The organism is Actinomadura rugatobispora, assembly GCF_042656285.1.
GTDB classification, from domain to species: domain Bacteria; phylum Actinomycetota; class Actinomycetes; order Streptosporangiales; family Streptosporangiaceae; genus Spirillospora; species Spirillospora rugatobispora.
In genome coordinates this window covers 1-17,364 of sequence record NZ_JBHSON010000095.1, presented here as the reverse complement: position 1 = coordinate 17,364, position 17,364 = coordinate 1, and the positions used below count along the sequence as shown (strand labels likewise).

The following is a 17,364-nucleotide window of genomic DNA, read 5'->3' as shown; positions in this document are numbered from 1 at the left end:
GAAGGCCGGTACCGGCGGCGCGTCGGCCGGCGCGATCGATCCACGACGTCCCCCTCCCGAAGACGAGGTCACCATGGCGCCCGCCCCCGCCCAGCCACCGATGGACGAATCGTTCGCCGGCAGTCTCCAGGACGCCGCCGGTGAACGCGCCGGCACGCCCCCGGGAGGCCCCGGCGACCCGCCGCCGGCGGGGGCCGGCTACATCCGGCTGCTCGTCTTCGCCGTGTTCGGCGTGTACATGGCGTTCGTCACGCCGATCGCGATCTCGCTGGCGATCAGGGTCGACGACCTGGCCCCCGGACACGAGGAGTACCTCGGCTACATCACCGGCGCGGGCGGCGTCAGCGCCGTCCTGGCGACTCCGCTGGTGGGGATGCTCAGCGACCGCACCCGCAGCCGGCTGGGCCGCCGCCGCCCCTTCCTGATCTCCGGAACGCTGGTCGGGGTCGTCGCGCTGGTGGTGTTGGCCCAGGCGCCCACCGTTCTCGTGCTGGGGATGGGGTGGGCCCTGGCCCAGCTCGGCTGGGGCACGATCGTCGCGCTCCTGATCGCCTCGCAGGCCGACCGCCTTCCGGAGTTCCAGCGCGGCAAGGTCGCCGCCCTGTCCGGGGTGGTCCAGCCGATCGCGCCCATCATCGGAGTCCTCGTGGCGGGCGGGCTCACCGGGAACCCCCTCCTGCAGTTCCTCGTCCCGGGGATGGTCGGCGTGGTGGCCGTGGGCCTGTTCGTCTGCCTCGTGCACGAGCCGGACAGCCGCGGGACGACCCTCGCCGTCGAGCCGCTGACACCGCGGCGCCTGGCCTCGACCTACGTCTTCGACCCGCGCCGCAATCCCGACTTCGCCTGGAACTGGCTCGGCAAGTTCCTGTTCATGTTCGGCCTCACCTTCAACACGACCTTCACCGCGTTCTTCGTGGCCGCCCGGATGGACCGGAGCGTGGACGAGGTGTCGGGCCTGGTCGCGGTCCTGGGCGGCGCCGGTGTCGTGGCCACGATGCTCGGCGCCCTCGGCGGCGGCCTCCTCTCCGACCGGCTGCGCCGGCGCCGCGTCTTCGTGCTCGCCGGAGCCTGCGTGTTCGCCGCGGGAGCCGTCGTCATGGCGCTGGCGCCCGGCATGCCGCTGATCGTCGCGGGCGTGTTCCTGGGCAACGCCGGCCTGGGCGTCTTCGCCTCGGTGGACCAGGCGCTGATGCTGGACGTCCTTCCGGACCGGGAGACCGCCGCCGGTCGCTTCATCGGCATCTACGCCTTCTCCACCTCGGTCCCGCAAGCGATCGCCCCCCTCGTCGCACCGCTGTTCCTGACGGTCGGCGCGACCGGCGGGGAGAAGAACTACACCCTCCTGTACGTCATCGCGGGCGCGCTCAGCCTGCTCGGCGGTCTCCTGATCGCCCTGCGCGTCAGGTCCGTCCGCTGAACGGCCCACGACCGCGGAGGACGCCCGTGCACACGATCGACCGCAAGGCCCTGGTCGACCGCCACGCCGTCGAGATCACCCGGGCCGATCCGGCGTCGGCCCTGACGGTCGGCAACGGCGACTTCGCCTACACCGCCGACGTCACCGGCATGCAGACCTTCACGGGCTTTCACGACCAGGCCGCCGCCCGCGCCCGGGGACGGCTCGCGATCAACACCGCGACCCAGTCGACCTGGGGCTGGCATTCCATGCCCGACCCCGACGGTTTCGTGCTGGCCGACGCGATGTCCACCTACCAGACCGCCCGCGGGCCGGTGCAGTACCCCGACCGGTTCGACATGGCCGCGATGTTCGGCGGCCAGGTGGGCGAGGACCTCCGCGCCGGCACCTGGCTCCACGTCAACCCGCACCGGCTCGACCTGGGCCGCATCGGGCTGCTGCTCCGTCCGGAGCCGGGCGCCCCGCCGGAGGACGACCCCGACGCGCTCACCGGCCCGCGCCAGCGCCTCGACCTGTGGTCGGGCACGATCACCAGCGAGTTCCACTACGCCGGGCAGCGGGTGCGCGTCACCACGGTCGCCGACCCGTACCACGCCCGGATCGCCTTCCGCGTCGAGTCCGACCTGCTCGCCGACGGCCGGGCCGCGATCGCCGTCAGGTTCCCCTACGCCAGCGACGGCTTCTTCCGAACCTCCGACTGGGCCGCCCCTGACAGGCACGAGACCGACCTGGCGCCCCTCGGCGAACGCGCCTGCCGGTTCCGCCGACGGCTCGACGCCTTCGGCTACACCATGCGGCTGGACTGGTCGGAGGGCAGTGTGCGGGCCGGTGAAACTCCGCACGCGTTCGTCCTGAGCACCTCGGCGACGACTCTGGAGATCGTGGCGGCCTTCGCCCCCGGCGACGACGGTGTCCTCGGGCGCGGCGAGTTCCTGACGATCCACGGGACGGCGGCCGACCGGTGGCGCCGCTTCTGGACCTCGGGCGCCGCGATCGACCTCTCCGGCAGCACCGACCCGCGCGCGGCCGAACTGGAGCGCCGCGTGGTGCTGTCGCAGTACCTGACCGCGGTCAACTGCTCGGGCTCCGCCCCGCCGCAGGAGACCGGCCTGATCACCAACTCCTGGCAGGGGAAGTTCCACCTGGAGATGCACTGGTGGCACGCCGCCCACTTCGCCGCCTGGGGACGTCCCGAACTCCTCGAACGGAGCCTCGGCTGGTACCTGACCATCCTGGACTCCGCCCGCGACACCGCCCGGCGCCAGCACTACGCCGGCGCCCGCTGGCCCAAGCAGGTCGGCCCGGACGGCCGTGAGAGCCCCTCCGACATCGGGGCGCTGCTCATCTGGCAGCAGCCGCACCCCCTCTACCTGCTGGAACTGCTCCACCGCGTCCGCCCCGAACCCGAACGGGACCGGCTGGTGACCCGCTTCGCCGAGCTGGTCGAGGAAACGGCCCTGTTCATGGCCTCCTTCGCCGAGGAGCGCGACGGCGCCTACCACCTGCCGGCGCCGCTCGTCCCCGCCCAGGAGTTCTACGACGCCAGGACCATTGAGGACCCCACCTTCGAGCTCGCCTACTGGTGGTGGGGCCTGGAGATCGCCCAACGCTGGCGCGAACGCCTCGGCCGCCCGCGCCACCGGCACTGGCAGGACGTCCAGGACCGCCTGGCCCTGCCACGCCAGGACGCGGGCGGCTACTCCGCGATCGCCACCGGGCCCTACCTGCGCCGCGACGACCATCCCTCGATGCTCTGCGCCCTCGGGGTCGTGCCCGCCACGCCCGTCATCGACCCTGACGTCATGCGGGCCACCCTCCTGGACGTCCGCGACGACTGGGACTGGAACAGCGCATGGGGCTGGGACTTCCCGGTCATGGCCATGACCGCCACCCGTGTCGGCCGCCCTGATCTGGCCGTCGACGCCCTGCTCATGGACACGCCCAAGAACCGCTACCTGCCCACAGGCCACAATCCGCAGATGGGGAGCGTCCTGCCCCTCTATCTACCGGCCAACGGCGGCCTGCTCGCCGCCGTCTCCCTCATGGCCGCGGGCTGGGACGGCGGCGACACCGACTGCCCGGGCTTCCCCCGGGACGGGCGCTGGAGCGTCCGGCACGAGGGCTTCTCCACGTGGCCCTGACATCAGGTCGAGGCGCGCTGCACGATCTCCGGGTAGAGCCAGGGGCGGGCGTCGTCGAACCGGTTGCCGGCGAGTTCCGCGACGACGGCTTCGGCGCGGCGTGCGACCACTTCCTGTATGCCGAAGGAGATGGTGGTGAGGGGCGGGGCCGCCAGACCCGCCGTGGGGATGTCGTCGACCCCGACGACGGCCAGATCGGCGGGCGCGGTCAGGCCGTGCTCGCGCATTCCGGCCAGGACCGCGATCGCGGTCTCGTCGTTGAAGGCGCAGATCCCGGTGATGGATCGTTCCGTCCATCGGGTGACGGCCTGTGCGGCGCTGCCCGCGTCCAGGCTCGTGCGGGCCACCAGGGGCGGATCGACGCCGGCGTCGGCGCAGGCTTGGATGACGCCTTTCAGTCGATCTTCCGCCATGGACACAAGACCTGTGTGCGCCGGCATGGCGTAACCGATGCGCCGGTGCCCGCGGGCGATGAGGTGTTCGGCCTGAAGGTGCCCGATGGACTGCATCGCGACGTCCTGGTCGCCATGGGCGGGAATCACGACATCGGCGCCCGCGTGATGCAGTGCCTGAACGGTGTCGGGGTCGAACGCCCCGAACCCGACGACGGCCGAGGCGCCGACGGCCGCGCACACGTCGGGCAGGGGCCGTCCGTGCGCGCCCGCCAGGTGGGTGACCAGGGTCAGGCCGTGCTCGGCGAGCGCCGCGGCGAGGCCCTCGACGAAGCGGCTGATGCCCTGCCCGATGGGCAGGTCGGGGACGGCCAGCAGGACGATGTCGCTGCGCCCGGCGGCCAGCGCCCGCGCCGAGGCATGGGGCCGGTAGCCCAGGCTCCTGGCCGCCTCCAGCACCCGGCGCCTGGTCCCCTCGGGGATCGACTGGCCGGGCCTGTTGTTGAGCACGAAGCTCACGGTGGTCTGGGAGACGCCGGCGGCACGGGCAACGTCGAAGCTGGTGGGGCGCTTGGCAGGTCGCGTCATGGTCTCTTCGTCACAGGGATGCCGATCTTGTCGGCGCCGTCCCATCGTACGGCCTGCCGACGGGGCGTCCGGAGCCCCCCGCCGACCGCGTCCACTCCCCCGCGGGCGCACTAATGCGCGTTACCATGAAGCGCCGCGATCCCCGTCCCCTACCACGAGGAGGTCTCGTGATCCGTCTCTCCTTCAACGACGGCTGGCGGACCCGGCCCAAGGTGAACCCCTTCGCCGAGCTGGGCGGGGCGTCCGTCCCGTTCGAGGAGGTGACGCTGCCGCACGACGCGATGATCGGGCGGCGGCGCGTCGCCCAGGACGGCGAGGCCACCATGGAGGGCGGGGCCGGCGCCTATTTCCCCGGAGGGGTCTTCGACTACCGCAAGACGTTCTCCGTGCCGGAGGAGCACCGGGGGAAGCGCGTCGTCCTCGAGTTCGAAGGCGTCTACCGCGACGCGACCGTGTACGTCAACGGTGACTACGCCGGGCAGCGCCCCTACGGCTACTCGCTCTTCCGCGTCGGCATCGACCGCTTCCTGCGTTTCGGCCAGGACAACGAGATCCGCGTCGAAGCCCGCGGCCACCGGGACTCCCGCTGGTACACGGGCGCCGGCGTCTACCGCGACACCTGGCTGCTCATCGGCGAACCGGTCCGCGTCTCCCCCGGCGGCGTCCGGATCACCACGCCGGAGATCGACGCCGAGGGGGCCGTCGTCGAGGCGGCGACGACGATCGAGAACGACTCGATGGAGATCCGGACCGTGGACGTCGTCACCGAGATACGTGACGCCCAGGGAACCGCCGTCGCGTCCGACGTCTCGAAGGTCACGGTGCTGCCCGGCGAGCCGGCCGTCAGCCGCCGGCGCCTCTACGTCCGCGAGCCGTCACTGTGGAGCCCCGACTCACCGGCCCTGTACACCGCCGCCGTGACCGTGGAGGACGCCGGCACCCAGATCGACTCCGAGACGGCGGCCTTCGGCATCCGCTCGCTCGGCCTCGACCCCGTCCGGGGACTGCGGATCAACGGTCGAACCGTCAAGCTGCGCGGCGCGTGCGTCCACCACGACAACGGCCCGCTGGGCGCGGCGACGTTCGCGCGCGCCGAGGAGCGGCGCGTGCGGATCCTCAAGGACGCCGGGTTCAACGCGATCCGCATGTCCCACCACCCGATGAGCCGGGCGATGCTGGACGCCTGCGACCGTCTCGGCGTGCTGGTGATGGACGAGGCGTTCGACATGTGGACCTCGTCCAAGAGCGACTTCGACTACAGCCTGAGCTTCCCCGAATGGTGGGAACGCGACATCGAGGCCATGGTCGCCAAGGACGTCAACCACCCCAGCGTCATCTTCTACTCCATCGGCAACGAGATCCCCGAGACGGGCTCGGCCGCCGGTGCCGCGTGGGGGCGCAGGCTCGCCGAGAAGGTCCGCGCGCTGGACGGCACCCGCTACGTCACCAACGGCGTCAACGGCATGCTGGCCGTGATGTCCGACCTCGCCGCCATGATGCGCGAGAAGGACGGCGCCGAGGAGGGCAGGGGCATCAACACGATGATGGCCGACGTCGGCGACGCGATGGACCGCGTCAGCTCCTCCGAGCTGGTGACCCGGCGGACGGCGGAGTCCTTCGGCGTGCTGGACGTCGCCGGCATGAACTACTCGGAGGGCCGGTACGCCCAGGACCGCGACCTGTTCCCCAACCGGATCATCGTCGGCACCGAGACCTTCCCCACCCGCATCGACGGCAACTGGCGCCTGGTGCGGGAGCACGGCCACGTCATAGGCGACTTCACCTGGACCGGGTGGGACTACCTGGGCGAGGTCGGCATCGGCCGCCCCCAGTACCTGTCCCCGGAGAACCCGCGTCCCGGGCACACGGCGCCGTACCCGCACCTGGTGGCGGGCTGCGGCGACATCGACATCACCGGTTTCCGCCGCCCCGCGTCCTACTACCGCGAGATCGTCTTCGGCCTCCGCACCCGGCCCTACGTCGCGGTACGGCGACCGGAGCACCACGGCAAGACCTGGGCCGGAGGCCCCTGGACCTGGAGCGACGCGATCTCCAACTGGACCTGGCCCGGCTTCGAGGGCTCGCCTGTCACCGTCGAGGTCTACGGCGCCGCCGACGAAGTGGAGCTCCTGGTCAACGACCGCTCCCTCGGCCGGAGGCCGGCGGGCGAAGAGCACCGCTTCCGCGCCGAGTTCGACACCGTCTACGAGCCGGGCGAGCTCCTGGCCATCGCCTACCAGAACGGCGTCGAGACCGGCCGCAGCACCGTGACGTCCGCGGACGGCGCGGTGCGGCTGCACGCCGAGGCCGACAGGCCGGTCATCACCGCGGCGGCGGGCGACCTGGCCTTCGTCTCCCTCACCCTGCGGGACGCCGGCGGCACACCCCACCCCATGGCCGACCGGCCCGTGCGCGTGGAGGTATCGGGGGACGGGGTCCTGCAGGGGTTCGGCACCGCCGCGCCCTCGACCGAGGAGGGGTTCGACGCGACCGAACGCCGCACCTACGAGGGCCGAGCCCTGGCCGTTCTGCGTCCCACCGGGCCCGGCAAGATCCGCCTGCTCGCCTCGGCCCCGGACTGCGAGCCGGCGGAGGTCCTGATCACGGTCGAGGAGGGGCGACGACCGTGAGCCTGCGCCCTTGAACCCGATCCCGACCGGGCGGACGATGCCGTCCGCGCGGCCGGGATCGCGGGACTCTCACTACCGTGTGGTGCACACCCAGGTGATCCAGCGGCCGCCGCCCGCGTTGGAGATCGCGTCCTTCTGGGCTTCGGACCGTGTGTCGCCTCTGCCGCCCCAGTACTTGTTGGTTCTGGAGTTGAACGCGACCGCGCCGCAGCCGTTGACGAAGGTCGTCAGGACCTTGCAGCCGGAGGTCGGGCACTCGTTCAGCGCCCGCCGTTTGGCGGTGGCCTCGGAATCGTAGTCCCAAGCCTTGCCGACGGCGCCGTTGCGCCCCACCGCGATGGCTCCGTAGTTCCGCGGCGGCGGCGAGTACGTGGTGGCCGGGGTGGACGGCGCCAAGCTGGGCGGGCTGAAGGTCGGTGGGCTGTAGCTCGGCGGAGTCGGGATGTCCGGCACCATGGGCGTCGCGGCTATCGGTCGGCTCGGTGAGCCACCGGAGCCGGCGAACAGCCACAGGACGGCGCCGCCGCCGATCAGCAGCACGAAGCCCGCGACGACCGCGAGGATGATGCCGACCGCGTTGTTGTTCGGCGGCCGAGGGCCGGGCGGCGGCCCCCAACCCGGCGGTCCGGGCGGTACAGGGGGGCCGCTCGAGGGCCCGTGGGGGGGTGGATAGCCACCCTGCGGCGGCTGTGGGGGCTGCACTGTGACCGGCTCTCTCCGGGATGGGTGGATATTTAAAAGATCATAGCGATTTCCCACCGGGGCGATGAGTTTTCACGCCGCCGCCGGTCATGACCATCATGACCACCTTCGCTCTCATCCATGGCGGCGGCGGGAGCGCCTTCGACTGGCACCTGCTCGAAGCGGAGCTTCGCGGCCGCGGACACGGCACGGTCGCGATGGACCTGCCGATGTCCGACCCTCAGGCAGGGCTCTGGGACTATGCCGACGCCGTCGTCCAGGCGACCGGCGAGCACCGGCCCCTGGTGGTGGTGGCGCACTCCTGGGGTGGATTCGTCGGCCCCCTCGCCTGCCTCCGTGCCAGGGCCGCGGCGCTCGTCCTGGTGACCGCCATGATCCCGAGTCCAGGCGAGACGCCCGAGGACTGGTGGGAACGCAGCGGCCGGCCCGCGTCCGGCATCGAGGACGAATACGAGCTCTACTTTCACGACGTCCCGCGCGATCTGGCCGACCGGGTGCTCGCCCACGACCGCGCCCTCGCGGCGAAGACGAGCATGGACCGCGCCCATCGCGAACCCTGGCCGCTGGCCGCCTGGCCGGATGTTACGACCAGATACCTGCTCTGCCGCGACGATCGTCTCTTCGTCCCCGAATTCGTGCGCCGCCACGTGAAGGAGCGGCTCGGCATCACCCCGGATGAGATGCCCGGCGGCCACATGGTGATGCTGTCACGGCCGGGCGAACTGGCCGATTATCTGGTGCGGGTTCTCCCCGCCGGGTGACCATGAAAGAACCGTTGAAGGGCCGCCCGGACGATCGCGAGCGGGCCGGAGCCGCCGGTGACCGCGGCGGGGGACGGCGTCACACGTCGAGCGTGAGGCCGTGGTCGCCTACCCAGTCGCCGATGAACAGCAGACGGTCGCCGGCCATCGACTGGTCGCGGTTGGGGGACGACGCGAACTCGCGCACCCGGGCGGCGTCGGCGATGTGGTGCACGGCCGATTCCGGGTCGCGCGGTAGCCGGGGGCCAGAGCCCGGCCCACGGCCCGGTGGAGGCGGCCTCGATGGTGATCTCGCCCTCGACGCCGGCGGGCAGCCGCACACCCGCGTCGTCGCGGGCCGCCGCGCCGAGATGCGGTAGGACGACCCCTGGCACCCGGCAGCACGAGGTTGTGTCGGCTGTGCACGATGCCCTTGGGCGTTCCGGTCGTCCCGCTGGTGAAGGCGATCGCCGCGGGCGCGAACGGATCGACGGTGAGCGCGGGGGCCTGGTGACCGGCGGCGGCGAGGCGGGCCCAGCGCGCGGAATCGACCGCGCCCGGGTGCCCGCCCTTCCATTTCTCTCCGGCGAGGACGACGGCCGGGTCGCTCAGGGCGACGAGCTCATCCTGCTCGGCCGCCGGGTACGCCTCGGCCACACCGACCCAGATCGCCCCGATGCGCTGCGACGCGTGGAACGCCACGACGATCGGCAGGTCGTTGGGCAGGCAGGCCGCGACACGGTCACCCGGCCGCACCCCCAACGCGTTCACCGAAGTCAGGGTTCAGGTGGACACCCACCCCCTCCTCTCACCTGGTGATGTGTTAATCTTTAAAACATTTGTCAATGAGATCCCCGGGTGAACGAACCGGACCCGGCCGTCACGCGCACTGGCTGACGCACCGGAAGGGAAACGCAGGCCAAGATCGCCCCAGGCCACCACCGTCAGGCGTCCACGGCCCAGGAGCGCGGCCCGGCCATGTCCTCGTTCTGCCGCCACATCGCGGGCCGGATAATGTTGTACGCGAGCGGAGATCGGAAGGAGGCGCAGTGGCAGAGGCTGACTCGCCGAAGCAGCAGCGCGCACAGTTCCGGCAGCCACGTGTGGCCGAGGTCATCGCCGGAATCCTCCGTGACCGCATCGTCGACGGCGAACTGGCCAACGGCGACTCGCTGCCCAAGCAGGAAGACCTGATGTCGGAGTTCGGCATCAGCCGGCCCACCCTGCGCGAGGCGCTTCGGCAGCTCGAGAACGAGGGTCTGCTCACGGTCCGGCGCGGCAGCATCGGCGGATCGGTCGTCGAGGTCCCGACCGCCGAGACGTCGGCCTACACCTTCGGGCTCGTCCTGCAGTCCCGGCGAACCTCGATCAGCGACCTCGCCACGGCGATCGAGCAGATCGAGCCGATCGCCGCCTCGCTGTGCGCGGCGCGTGCCGACCGCGGCGAGGCGGTCGTGCCCGTCCTGCGGGCGAACCTCGAGGAGGCGACGGCGGCGATCGGCGACGGCGAGCGCTTCACCATGCTGAGCCGGCGGTTCCACGAGTTCCTGGTGGGCGCCTGCGGCAACGAGACGCTCATCGTGATGCTGGGCGCGCTCGAGAGCCTGTGGTCCGAACAGGAACGGCAGTGGGCCGCCCGCGTCACCACCGAAGGGCGCTACCCGAACGAGGGCCGCCGCCGCGAGGTGCTGTCCACGCACGCTTCGCTGGTGGACGCGATCGCGGCCGGCGACTCCAACACGGCGCGCAAGATCGATACAGGACACCTCACGCACTCTCAGCGCTACGCCCTGGAGAACTCCGAAACACAGGTCGTTCGTGCGACGTCACTGCGCAATGGCCTGCGCGACCTCGGCGGCTGACCGGTCGTCGGTCGCGCCGCCTCGTCCCGGAAATCGACCGGCGCGTGCGCGTCAGTCAGATCCATGTCGGGTTCCCTCGGTGGCGGCCGCCGAACGACGATCTTCCACCTCGGGTTCCCCCGCTCCGCCCGGAGCGCCCTCGCCCGAGTAGCGGGCCTGGAGGGCCGCCCATGCTCCGGAGATCCCGCGTGGCAGCACCAGCGCCATGATCAGGAAGGCGGCGGCGAAGGTCAGCGGACCGATGCCCGGCCGGCCGCCCGCCGCCTCGCTCAGCCGGTGTGAGATCTGGATCATCAGGGCGGCGCCGACCAGCGTCCCCCACGCCCGGTCGACCCCGCCCACGAGGGCGACGACCAGGACCTGGAACAACGCGGACATGCTGAGGAACAGCTCGGTGTTGCTCAGCAGGTTGTACTGCGCGTAGACGACCCCGGGCAGGCTCGCCATCATCGCCGACACCACGAACATCGTGATGCGCACCCTGAGCACCGGGATGCCGGCCGCCTGCGCGGCCGCCTCGGAATCGCGGATCGCGGTCGTCCATCCGCCCCACTTGCTGCGCGCGAACCACATCAGGCCGGCGATGAACACGACGTTCATGACGAGCAGGATCCGGGCGAACGGCACCCCGGTCGCGAACTGCATGTCCCACCAGTTGTCGCCGGACTTCACCGGGATGTACAGACCGACCGTCCCGCCCAGCGGCTTCACCGCGGCGATGATCGGCGGCGCCGCCATGGAGAGGATCAGTGTCACCAGAGCGGTCACGATCGTTCCCGAGCGCCGCATGGCGATGAAACCGACCGGGAGGGCGAGCAGCGCGGCGACGGACATCGCGACGAGCATGCTGATCCACGGAGAGATCCCGTGCCGGGCGAACAGGTAGGCGGAGGTGTAGCCGCCTACCATCACGAAGACCGGCTGGGCCAGGGAGAAGACGCCCAGCGACCCGAACAGGAGGTTGAACGAGGTCCCCGCCGCCGCGTAGTAGAGCACGAGCACCATGATGGTGAGCGTCGCCGATTCCAGCCCGCCGAGGCTGAACCAGGTGACGACGAGGAAGACGGCGAGGACGACCCAGCGCGTCGCGGCGTGTTCACGGATCCGCCGGTGCGCCGGGCGGCCCGCGGCATCGGTCAGCGTCATACGACTGCTCCTTCGTCAGGCCGCACGAGCAGCACGAGCAGGATGATCAGCAGCGGCGCCAGCGACGTCCAGTACGAGGCCAGGTAGCCCGCGGACATCGAGTTGACGACCCCGAGCCCCAGGCCCGCGATCACCGCGCCGAGCGGGTTCCCGATCCGGCCGAGGATCACGACCGCGAAGGCCGATATCAGGTACGACGTCCCGACGCCCGGCGTCAGAGTCGTGAACGGGCTGATGACGACGCCGGTCGCGCCGGCGAGCGCGACCGACACGGCCAGCGCCGATCGCCGGGCCAGCGGAGTGCGGATGCCGTAGAGCCCGGCGGCCTCGGCGTTGTCGGCGACGGCGCGCATCGCCCTCCCCCACCGCGAGTGCCGGACCACCACGTAGATCAGCAGCGCCACCACGAGGGTGAAGGCGGCGGCGAAGATCTCCGTCCCATGGACGGTCAGCCCCGCCACCCGCACCTCGCCGAGGGTCGGTCCGTCGATCGTCCGCGGGTTGTTCTTGAACAGCACCTCGAGCAGGCCGCCGATCAGCAGCAGCAGGGCGAGTCCCACGAGCAGCTGTCCGATCTCGCCGGCGCGGCGCGCCCGCCACTCGAACAGCTCGCCGACGCCGAACCCGGCCACGAGGAAGATCAGGACCGCCGGTAGCAGCGTCTGGTACGCGTTGAGCCCGAGCTGGGTGTGCGCGAACAGCGCCGTGTAGAGCCCGAGGGCCACGAAACCGCCGTGCGCGAAGTTCGCGACCTTGCCGACCCCCAGGACGAGGGTGAAACCGACGCCCACCAGGCTGTACACCGCGCCCGTGATGAGTCCGCTGACGAGCAGTTGTTCGAAGAGCATGTCGCGCGGTCGTCCTCACATCTCATCGGGTCCGCGGGCCCGGGACCCGCGGACGTCGATTGCCCGTCACTTGTACGGCTGGATCTTCGATTCGGCCGCGGCGGCCGGGAACACGACCTTGGCGGCCCCGTCGACCACCTGGGAGGCGAGGAACGGCGCCTGCTTCAGCGACCCGTTGCCGGCGAACGACAGGGTGCTCGGCGACGGGAAGATGTTGCCGGTCGTGTGCGTGAGCGTCACCGACTTCAAGACCTTGGCCACCTCCGACGGGGTGGCGGACTTCGCCTTCTCGAAGGCCGCGGCGGCGAACTGCACCGAGACGTATCCGAACAGCGCCTGCGAGTTCGGAGCCGCCTTGTACTTGGCCCTGTACTGGTCGTAGAAGGTCTTGAAGGCCGGCGGGGCGCCGGGCGTGCTCGGCGTGACATCGCCCAGCACGAGCGTTCCATCGGCCTGGGTCTTGAGCTGGCTGACGACGTCGCCCGCGTCCGCTCCACCGGCCATGAAGATCTTGGCCCGGGCGCTGTACTTCGTCGCGAACAGTTTCGCCAGGTTCAGCCCGTCGGCCGGGTAGCCGATGTTGAAGATGATGTCCGCGGGCGTCGATGCGAGGCGGGCCGCGACCGACGAGAAATCGGTCGTCGAGATCGGGTAGCCGATCTTCGAGACGACCCGGAACCCGGCGGTCTTGTTGATGGTCTCGAACGCGTTGAGGAAGTCCTGCCCGTAGGAGGTCTGGCTGTAGGCGATCGCGACCGTCGGGTTGGCGATCCCGAGCTGTCCGGCGGCCAGCTTGGCGGTGTCGACCCAGCCCTGCGAGAACTGGGTGGAGTTCTTGGCGACCTGGAAGACGGTGTCGTAGCCGCGCTGGTGGATCTGATCGGCGGTGCCGCCCGAGACCAGCCACGCGGTGCCGGCCCGATGGGTGACGTTGATACCGGCGAGCACGGTGTCGGAGATCTCGCCGCCGAAGACGGCCGCGACCTTGTCGCCCACGGCGGCGGTGGCCTTCGTGGTCCCGTTGTCGGTGCTCGACGCGGTGTCGTACTTCTTGATCTCCAGCTTCGCGCCGTTGAGGCTCTTGATCCCGCCCGCCGCGTTGATCTGGTCGACCGCGATCTGCGCGCCCTGGCTCTCGGGAATCCCGTACGACGAGGCGACCCCGCTGAGGTCGGTGACCTCGCCGAGGACGACCTTCCCGTCCTTCATGCCCGCACCGCCACCGGTCGAGCCGCAGCCGGCACTCGCGACGGTCAACGCGACGGCCGCGAGCCCTGCCAACACAGTAGAGGTGTGCATCCTCATCGATCTCTCCATTCACCCGACCGGCCGGTGCCTGTCGTTCGCCGGGCCGCCCGTGTCGACGGCCCGTCGTGCTAGCCGAAGACCGCGTCGGCGATGTCGTCCGCGCTCGTGCGCGCGACCGCGGAAACGGTTCCGTCCTTGAGGACGGCCGACGAGCTGCAGATCTCGGCCGCGCTCGCGTTCTGCTCCGCCAGCAGGATCGCGAGGGACCCTTCACGCGTCAGCGCCCCGATCACCTCGAACACCTGCTCAACGATCACCGGGGCCAGGCCCTCGGAGGGCTCGTCGAGCATGAGCACCCGTGGTTCGGCCATCAGGCCCCTCGCGATCGCGACCATCTGCTGCTGGCCGCCGCTGAGCTCACGGGCCTTCTGGCCGCGCTTGTCCCGCAGCATCGGGAAGTGGCCGTAGACCACCTCGAGCAGTTCCTTGCGCCGTGAGCCCGACTTCTGGGTGTGCGCCCCGACGAGCAGGTTGTCCATCACGGTGAGGTCGCCGAACAACTGGCGTCCGGCCGGAACGAGCACCAGCCCCTGCCGGCACCGGTGCCAGCTCGGTTTCCCGCTGAGATCTCGATCGCCCAGGCGGATCGATCCGGTGACGGAGCTCAGCGTGCCGGCGACACCGGCCAGCAGAGTGCTCTTGCCCGCTCCGTTGAGACCGAGCAGACCGACGCACTCACCCGGTGAGACGGTCAGCGACACATCGCGAACGATGTCGATGAGCCCGCGCCGGACCGTGACGTTCTCAATGCGCAGGGCGGCTTCGCTTTCCGAGATAGCTGCTCACCACCTCAGGGTCGTCGAAGACGTCGGCAGGACTGCCTTCGCGGATGACCGCGCCGGCGCTCAGCGCCAGAACGCGCTCGGAGACGCTGCGGATCGCGGGAAGGTTGTGTTCGATCATCATCACCGTCTGACCACGGGAGGGCAGGGCGCGGACATGCGCGGCGAGGTCGTCGACCTCGTCGGGGCGCAGCCCGCTGAAGATCTCGTCGAGCAGGACCACGACCGGCTGGGCGGACAGGGCGCGGGCCAGCTCGAGGCGTTTGGCCTGCACGGCGTTGATGGCGCCCGCCGACCGCGACGCGATGCGACCCATGTCGAGCAGGTCGACGATCTCGTCGGCCCGTGCCCGCGCACGCCGCTTCGACAGCCCGCTGCCGGTGGCGCCGACGACGATGTTGTCGTAGACGGTCAGGGACACGAACGGCTTCATCAGCTGGAACGTGCGGGCGAGGCCGAGCCGCAGTCGCCGGTCGGCCGCCATCCGTGTGATGTCCCGCCCACGGAAGATCACGCTGCCCGACGACGGGCGCATGGCGCCGGCGATCACGTTGAACAGCGTGGTCTTGCCCGCCCCGTTCGGCCCGATGATGCCGAGGATCTCACCTTGTTCCAGGCGGATCGACGCGTCCGACAGCGCGACGACGCCGCGAAACCGCTTGCTGACCGACGACGTGCGCAGCAGCGTCGTCTCCTCGGCCATGGGTTCCCCTTTTGTATAAAGATTCATTCATTTGCGATACGGAGGGTACGAGAGGCTCCGACCCGCGTCAAGCCTTCGGACGCGTCGATTCCGGCGCTCCCCGAAGGCCGCGCCGCTCGCGTCGGCAACGAGCCGAGGTATGCTATCCGCAAATCTTAAAAACTTAAGATCAATCGGTACGCGTTCTCACAGCCGCGGAGCGCCGGCCTCGACAAACGCGGATCGAGTCGTCACCGGCGCCGGTCCGCTCGCGGCCAACCGTTCACAGAAGGAGGCCGAGGTGCACCTCAGCAGGCTGCTCACACTGGCCACGTCCAGGCAGGGCGAGCGGGTGGCGCTCGGCGGCCGAGCCGACGGACTGTCCTTCACCCGGCTGGCACGACGTGCCGCGGGGGGCGCCACGGTGCTGCGCGAGCAGGCCGCGGGCCACGCGGTGCTGCTGGCCCGTAACGGTCCGGTCATGCCGCAGTTGCTGTTCGCCGCCGCCCGGGCCGGTATCGCCTTCACACCGGTGAACTACCGCCTGTCCGCGACGCACATCCGCGGGTTGCTCGCCGATCTCGATGCGCCGCTGGTCGTGGCCGACGACGACTACCTGCCGATCGTGGCGGGCGAGCACCGGGCGATGGCGGGCACCGAGTTCGTCGCCGCGTGCGACGCGGCGGAGCCGGCGCCGGAGTCCGACTTCCCCGACGACAAGCCCGCGGTCATGTTGTTCACCAGCGGCACCACGTCGAAGCCGAAGATCGTCCTGCTGCGGCACCGCCACCTGACGTCCTACATACTCCAGAACGTCGGCCACGGCTCGGCCGAGGACGGCGACGCGGCGCTCGTCTCCATGCCGCCCTACCACATCGCCGCGGTGGCCTCGGTGCTGTCGAACCTCTACGCCGGGCGCCGGGTCGTCTACCTGCCGGACTTCACCGCGGAGGCCTGGCTCGAACTCGCCCGCCGCGAGCGCGTCACGAGCGCGATGGTGGTGCCGACCATGCTGAGCCGCGTGGTCGAACACCTCGGCACCGGGTCCGCCGGCGTGCCGAGCCTGCGGACCTTGTTGTACGGCGGCTCACGGATGCCGCGGTCGCTGCTCGCGCGGGCGTTGGTCGCGTTCGACGGCGTCGGCTTCGTCAATGCCTACGGCATGACCGAGACCAGTTCGACGATCTCTCTGCTCGGCCCGGATGACCACCGCACCGCGCTGGTCGCCGGCGACGAGAGCGTCCGGGCCCGGCTGGGCAGCGTCGGGCTGCCGGTGCAGGGCATCGAACTGCAGATCCGCGGCGGCGACGGTGCGGTACTGGGCCCGGACGAACCCGGTGAACTGTGGGTGCGCGGCCCGCAGGTGTCCGGGGAGTACGTCGGACGCGGATCGGTGCTGGACGCCGGAGGATGGTTCCCGACCAGGGACCGCGCCTGGCTGGACTCCGAGGGGTATCTGTTCGTCGAGGGGCGCTCCGACGACACGATCATCCGCGGTGGCGAGAACATCGCCCCCGCCGAGATCGAGGAGACGCTGGTCGCCCATCCCGAGGTGGCCGACGCCGCGGTGATCGGCGTTCCCGACGACGAGTGGGGCGAACGAATCCTGGCGGTCGTCGTCCGGCGCGCGGGCTCCGAGGTGGACGAGCGGGAGCTGCGCGACTGGGCACGCTCGCGACTGCGTGGTTCCCGCACCCCGGACCACGTGGTCTGGCGTGACGAACTGCCGCGCAACGAAGCCGGAAAGCTCGTGCGCCGCGACCTGGTCGCCGACGTCACCGGATCGACGACCGGCTGACCGCGGCGAAGGTCGCCGTACCAGAGCCGAGATCACCGCGTAATCGGCCCGGGACACACATCAACACGAGGTACGGCAGAGCATGAGCCTGCCGGATCATGCACCTGGGCGGAAACCGGCCGGGGTGAAGCGGACCGGAAGGGCGGCCAGGCGGCGGACCCAGAACGAGGGCACCCATTCCAGCTCGTCGGGTTTGACCGACAGCTCGATGTCGGGCAGGCGGTCCAGGAGCACCTCGACCGAGGTCCTGGCGATGATCTCGGCGAGCTCGGGCACCGGGAAGGGACACCCGTGCTCGCCCTGCCCGAAGGACAGATGGGCCCGGTTG

General features: G+C 70.8%; 14 protein-coding genes and 2 pseudogenes. 6 read left to right on the top strand and 10 right to left on the bottom strand.

All coding sequences use genetic code 11. From position 1 onward, the window contains the following. Positions 1 to 73: 73 nt before the first annotated feature. Entirely contained in the window at positions 74 to 1,417 is a 1,344-nt protein-coding gene (locus tag ACFPZN_RS44545; protein ID WP_378288999.1) for an MFS transporter, read from the top strand. A 26-nt stretch (positions 1,418 to 1,443) separates the two neighbouring features. Then, positions 1,444 to 3,558, top strand: coding sequence for a hypothetical protein (locus tag ACFPZN_RS44540; protein ID WP_378288997.1), 2,115 nt, complete (start codon positions 1,444 to 1,446; stop codon positions 3,556 to 3,558). Between the two features lie 2 nt (positions 3,559 to 3,560). Here the strand turns inward: ACFPZN_RS44540 and ACFPZN_RS44535 are convergent, their stop codons facing one another. Next, positions 3,561 to 4,538: a LacI family DNA-binding transcriptional regulator gene (locus ACFPZN_RS44535; protein WP_378288994.1), complete on the bottom strand. Its 978-nt coding sequence runs from the start codon at positions 4,536 to 4,538 to the stop codon at positions 3,561 to 3,563. Positions 4,539 to 4,705: 167 nt separating this feature from the next. Between ACFPZN_RS44535 and ACFPZN_RS44530 the strand changes: the two genes are divergently transcribed. Then, complete coding sequence (locus tag ACFPZN_RS44530; RefSeq protein ID WP_378288992.1) at positions 4,706 to 7,168, top strand: glycoside hydrolase family 2 TIM barrel-domain containing protein; 2,463 nt, start codon at positions 4,706 to 4,708, stop codon at positions 7,166 to 7,168. Positions 7,169 to 7,240: 72 nt separating this feature from the next. On the opposite strand, the gene ACFPZN_RS44525 is transcribed toward ACFPZN_RS44530, so the two are convergent. Beyond that, complete coding sequence (locus tag ACFPZN_RS44525; protein WP_378288990.1) at positions 7,241 to 7,708, bottom strand: DUF4189 domain-containing protein; 468 nt, start codon at positions 7,706 to 7,708, stop codon at positions 7,241 to 7,243. Between the two features lie 260 nt (positions 7,709 to 7,968). On the opposite strand from ACFPZN_RS44525, the gene ACFPZN_RS44520 reads away from it, so the two are divergent. After that, positions 7,969 to 8,631, top strand: a complete 663-nt coding sequence (locus tag ACFPZN_RS44520; RefSeq protein WP_378288988.1) for an alpha/beta hydrolase — start codon at positions 7,969 to 7,971, stop codon at positions 8,629 to 8,631. A gap of 79 nt (positions 8,632 to 8,710) precedes the next feature. On the opposite strand, the gene ACFPZN_RS44515 is transcribed toward ACFPZN_RS44520, so the two are convergent. Then, positions 8,711 to 8,845 carry a hypothetical protein gene (locus ACFPZN_RS44515; protein WP_378289045.1) on the bottom strand — a complete coding sequence of 45 codons (135 nt, stop codon included), beginning with the start codon at positions 8,843 to 8,845 and terminating at the stop codon, positions 8,711 to 8,713. A 179-nt stretch (positions 8,846 to 9,024) separates the two neighbouring features. Next, positions 9,025 to 9,366, bottom strand: a pseudogene (locus ACFPZN_RS44510) (AMP-binding protein); the annotation flags it as partial. A gap of 293 nt (positions 9,367 to 9,659) precedes the next feature. Here ACFPZN_RS44510 and ACFPZN_RS44505 point away from each other — a divergent pair. Further along, positions 9,660 to 10,472: a FadR/GntR family transcriptional regulator gene (locus ACFPZN_RS44505; protein WP_378288986.1), complete on the top strand. Its 813-nt coding sequence runs from the start codon at positions 9,660 to 9,662 to the stop codon at positions 10,470 to 10,472. A gap of 51 nt (positions 10,473 to 10,523) precedes the next feature. Here ACFPZN_RS44505 and ACFPZN_RS44500 read toward each other — a convergent pair whose 3' ends face one another. The 5 genes from ACFPZN_RS44500 to ACFPZN_RS44480 all read right to left on the bottom strand — a co-directional run bounded on the left by ACFPZN_RS44500 (position 10,524) and on the right by ACFPZN_RS44480 (position 15,259). Further along, on the bottom strand, positions 10,524 to 11,618 hold the full coding sequence (locus ACFPZN_RS44500; protein WP_378288984.1) for a branched-chain amino acid ABC transporter permease: 1,095 nt from the start codon (positions 11,616 to 11,618) through the stop codon (positions 10,524 to 10,526). Further along, on the bottom strand, positions 11,615 to 12,466 hold the full coding sequence (locus ACFPZN_RS44495) for a branched-chain amino acid ABC transporter permease (RefSeq protein ID WP_378288982.1): 852 nt from the start codon (positions 12,464 to 12,466) through the stop codon (positions 11,615 to 11,617). The genes ACFPZN_RS44500 and ACFPZN_RS44495 overlap by 4 nt, the downstream gene beginning before the upstream one ends. Before the next feature lie 66 nt (positions 12,467 to 12,532). After that, positions 12,533 to 13,675, bottom strand: coding sequence for an ABC transporter substrate-binding protein (locus tag ACFPZN_RS44490; RefSeq protein WP_378288980.1), 1,143 nt, complete (start codon positions 13,673 to 13,675; stop codon positions 12,533 to 12,535). A 167-nt stretch (positions 13,676 to 13,842) separates the two neighbouring features. Further along, positions 13,843 to 14,475: an ABC transporter ATP-binding protein gene (locus tag ACFPZN_RS44485; RefSeq protein WP_378288978.1), complete on the bottom strand. Its 633-nt coding sequence runs from the start codon at positions 14,473 to 14,475 to the stop codon at positions 13,843 to 13,845. A gap of 43 nt (positions 14,476 to 14,518) precedes the next feature. Further along, the gene (locus ACFPZN_RS44480; protein WP_378288976.1) at positions 14,519 to 15,259 is read right to left on the bottom strand and encodes an ABC transporter ATP-binding protein; all 741 of its coding nucleotides are present in this window, start codon (positions 15,257 to 15,259) and stop codon (positions 14,519 to 14,521) included. 280 nt (positions 15,260 to 15,539) lie between these two features. On the opposite strand from ACFPZN_RS44480, the gene ACFPZN_RS44475 reads away from it, so the two are divergent. Continuing rightward, on the top strand, positions 15,540 to 17,036 hold the full coding sequence (locus ACFPZN_RS44475) for a class I adenylate-forming enzyme family protein (protein ID WP_378288973.1): 1,497 nt from the start codon (positions 15,540 to 15,542) through the stop codon (positions 17,034 to 17,036). 96 nt (positions 17,037 to 17,132) lie between these two features. On the opposite strand, the pseudogene ACFPZN_RS44470 reads toward ACFPZN_RS44475, so the two are convergent. Beyond that, positions 17,133 to 17,364, bottom strand: a pseudogene (locus ACFPZN_RS44470) (cytochrome P450); the annotation flags it as partial.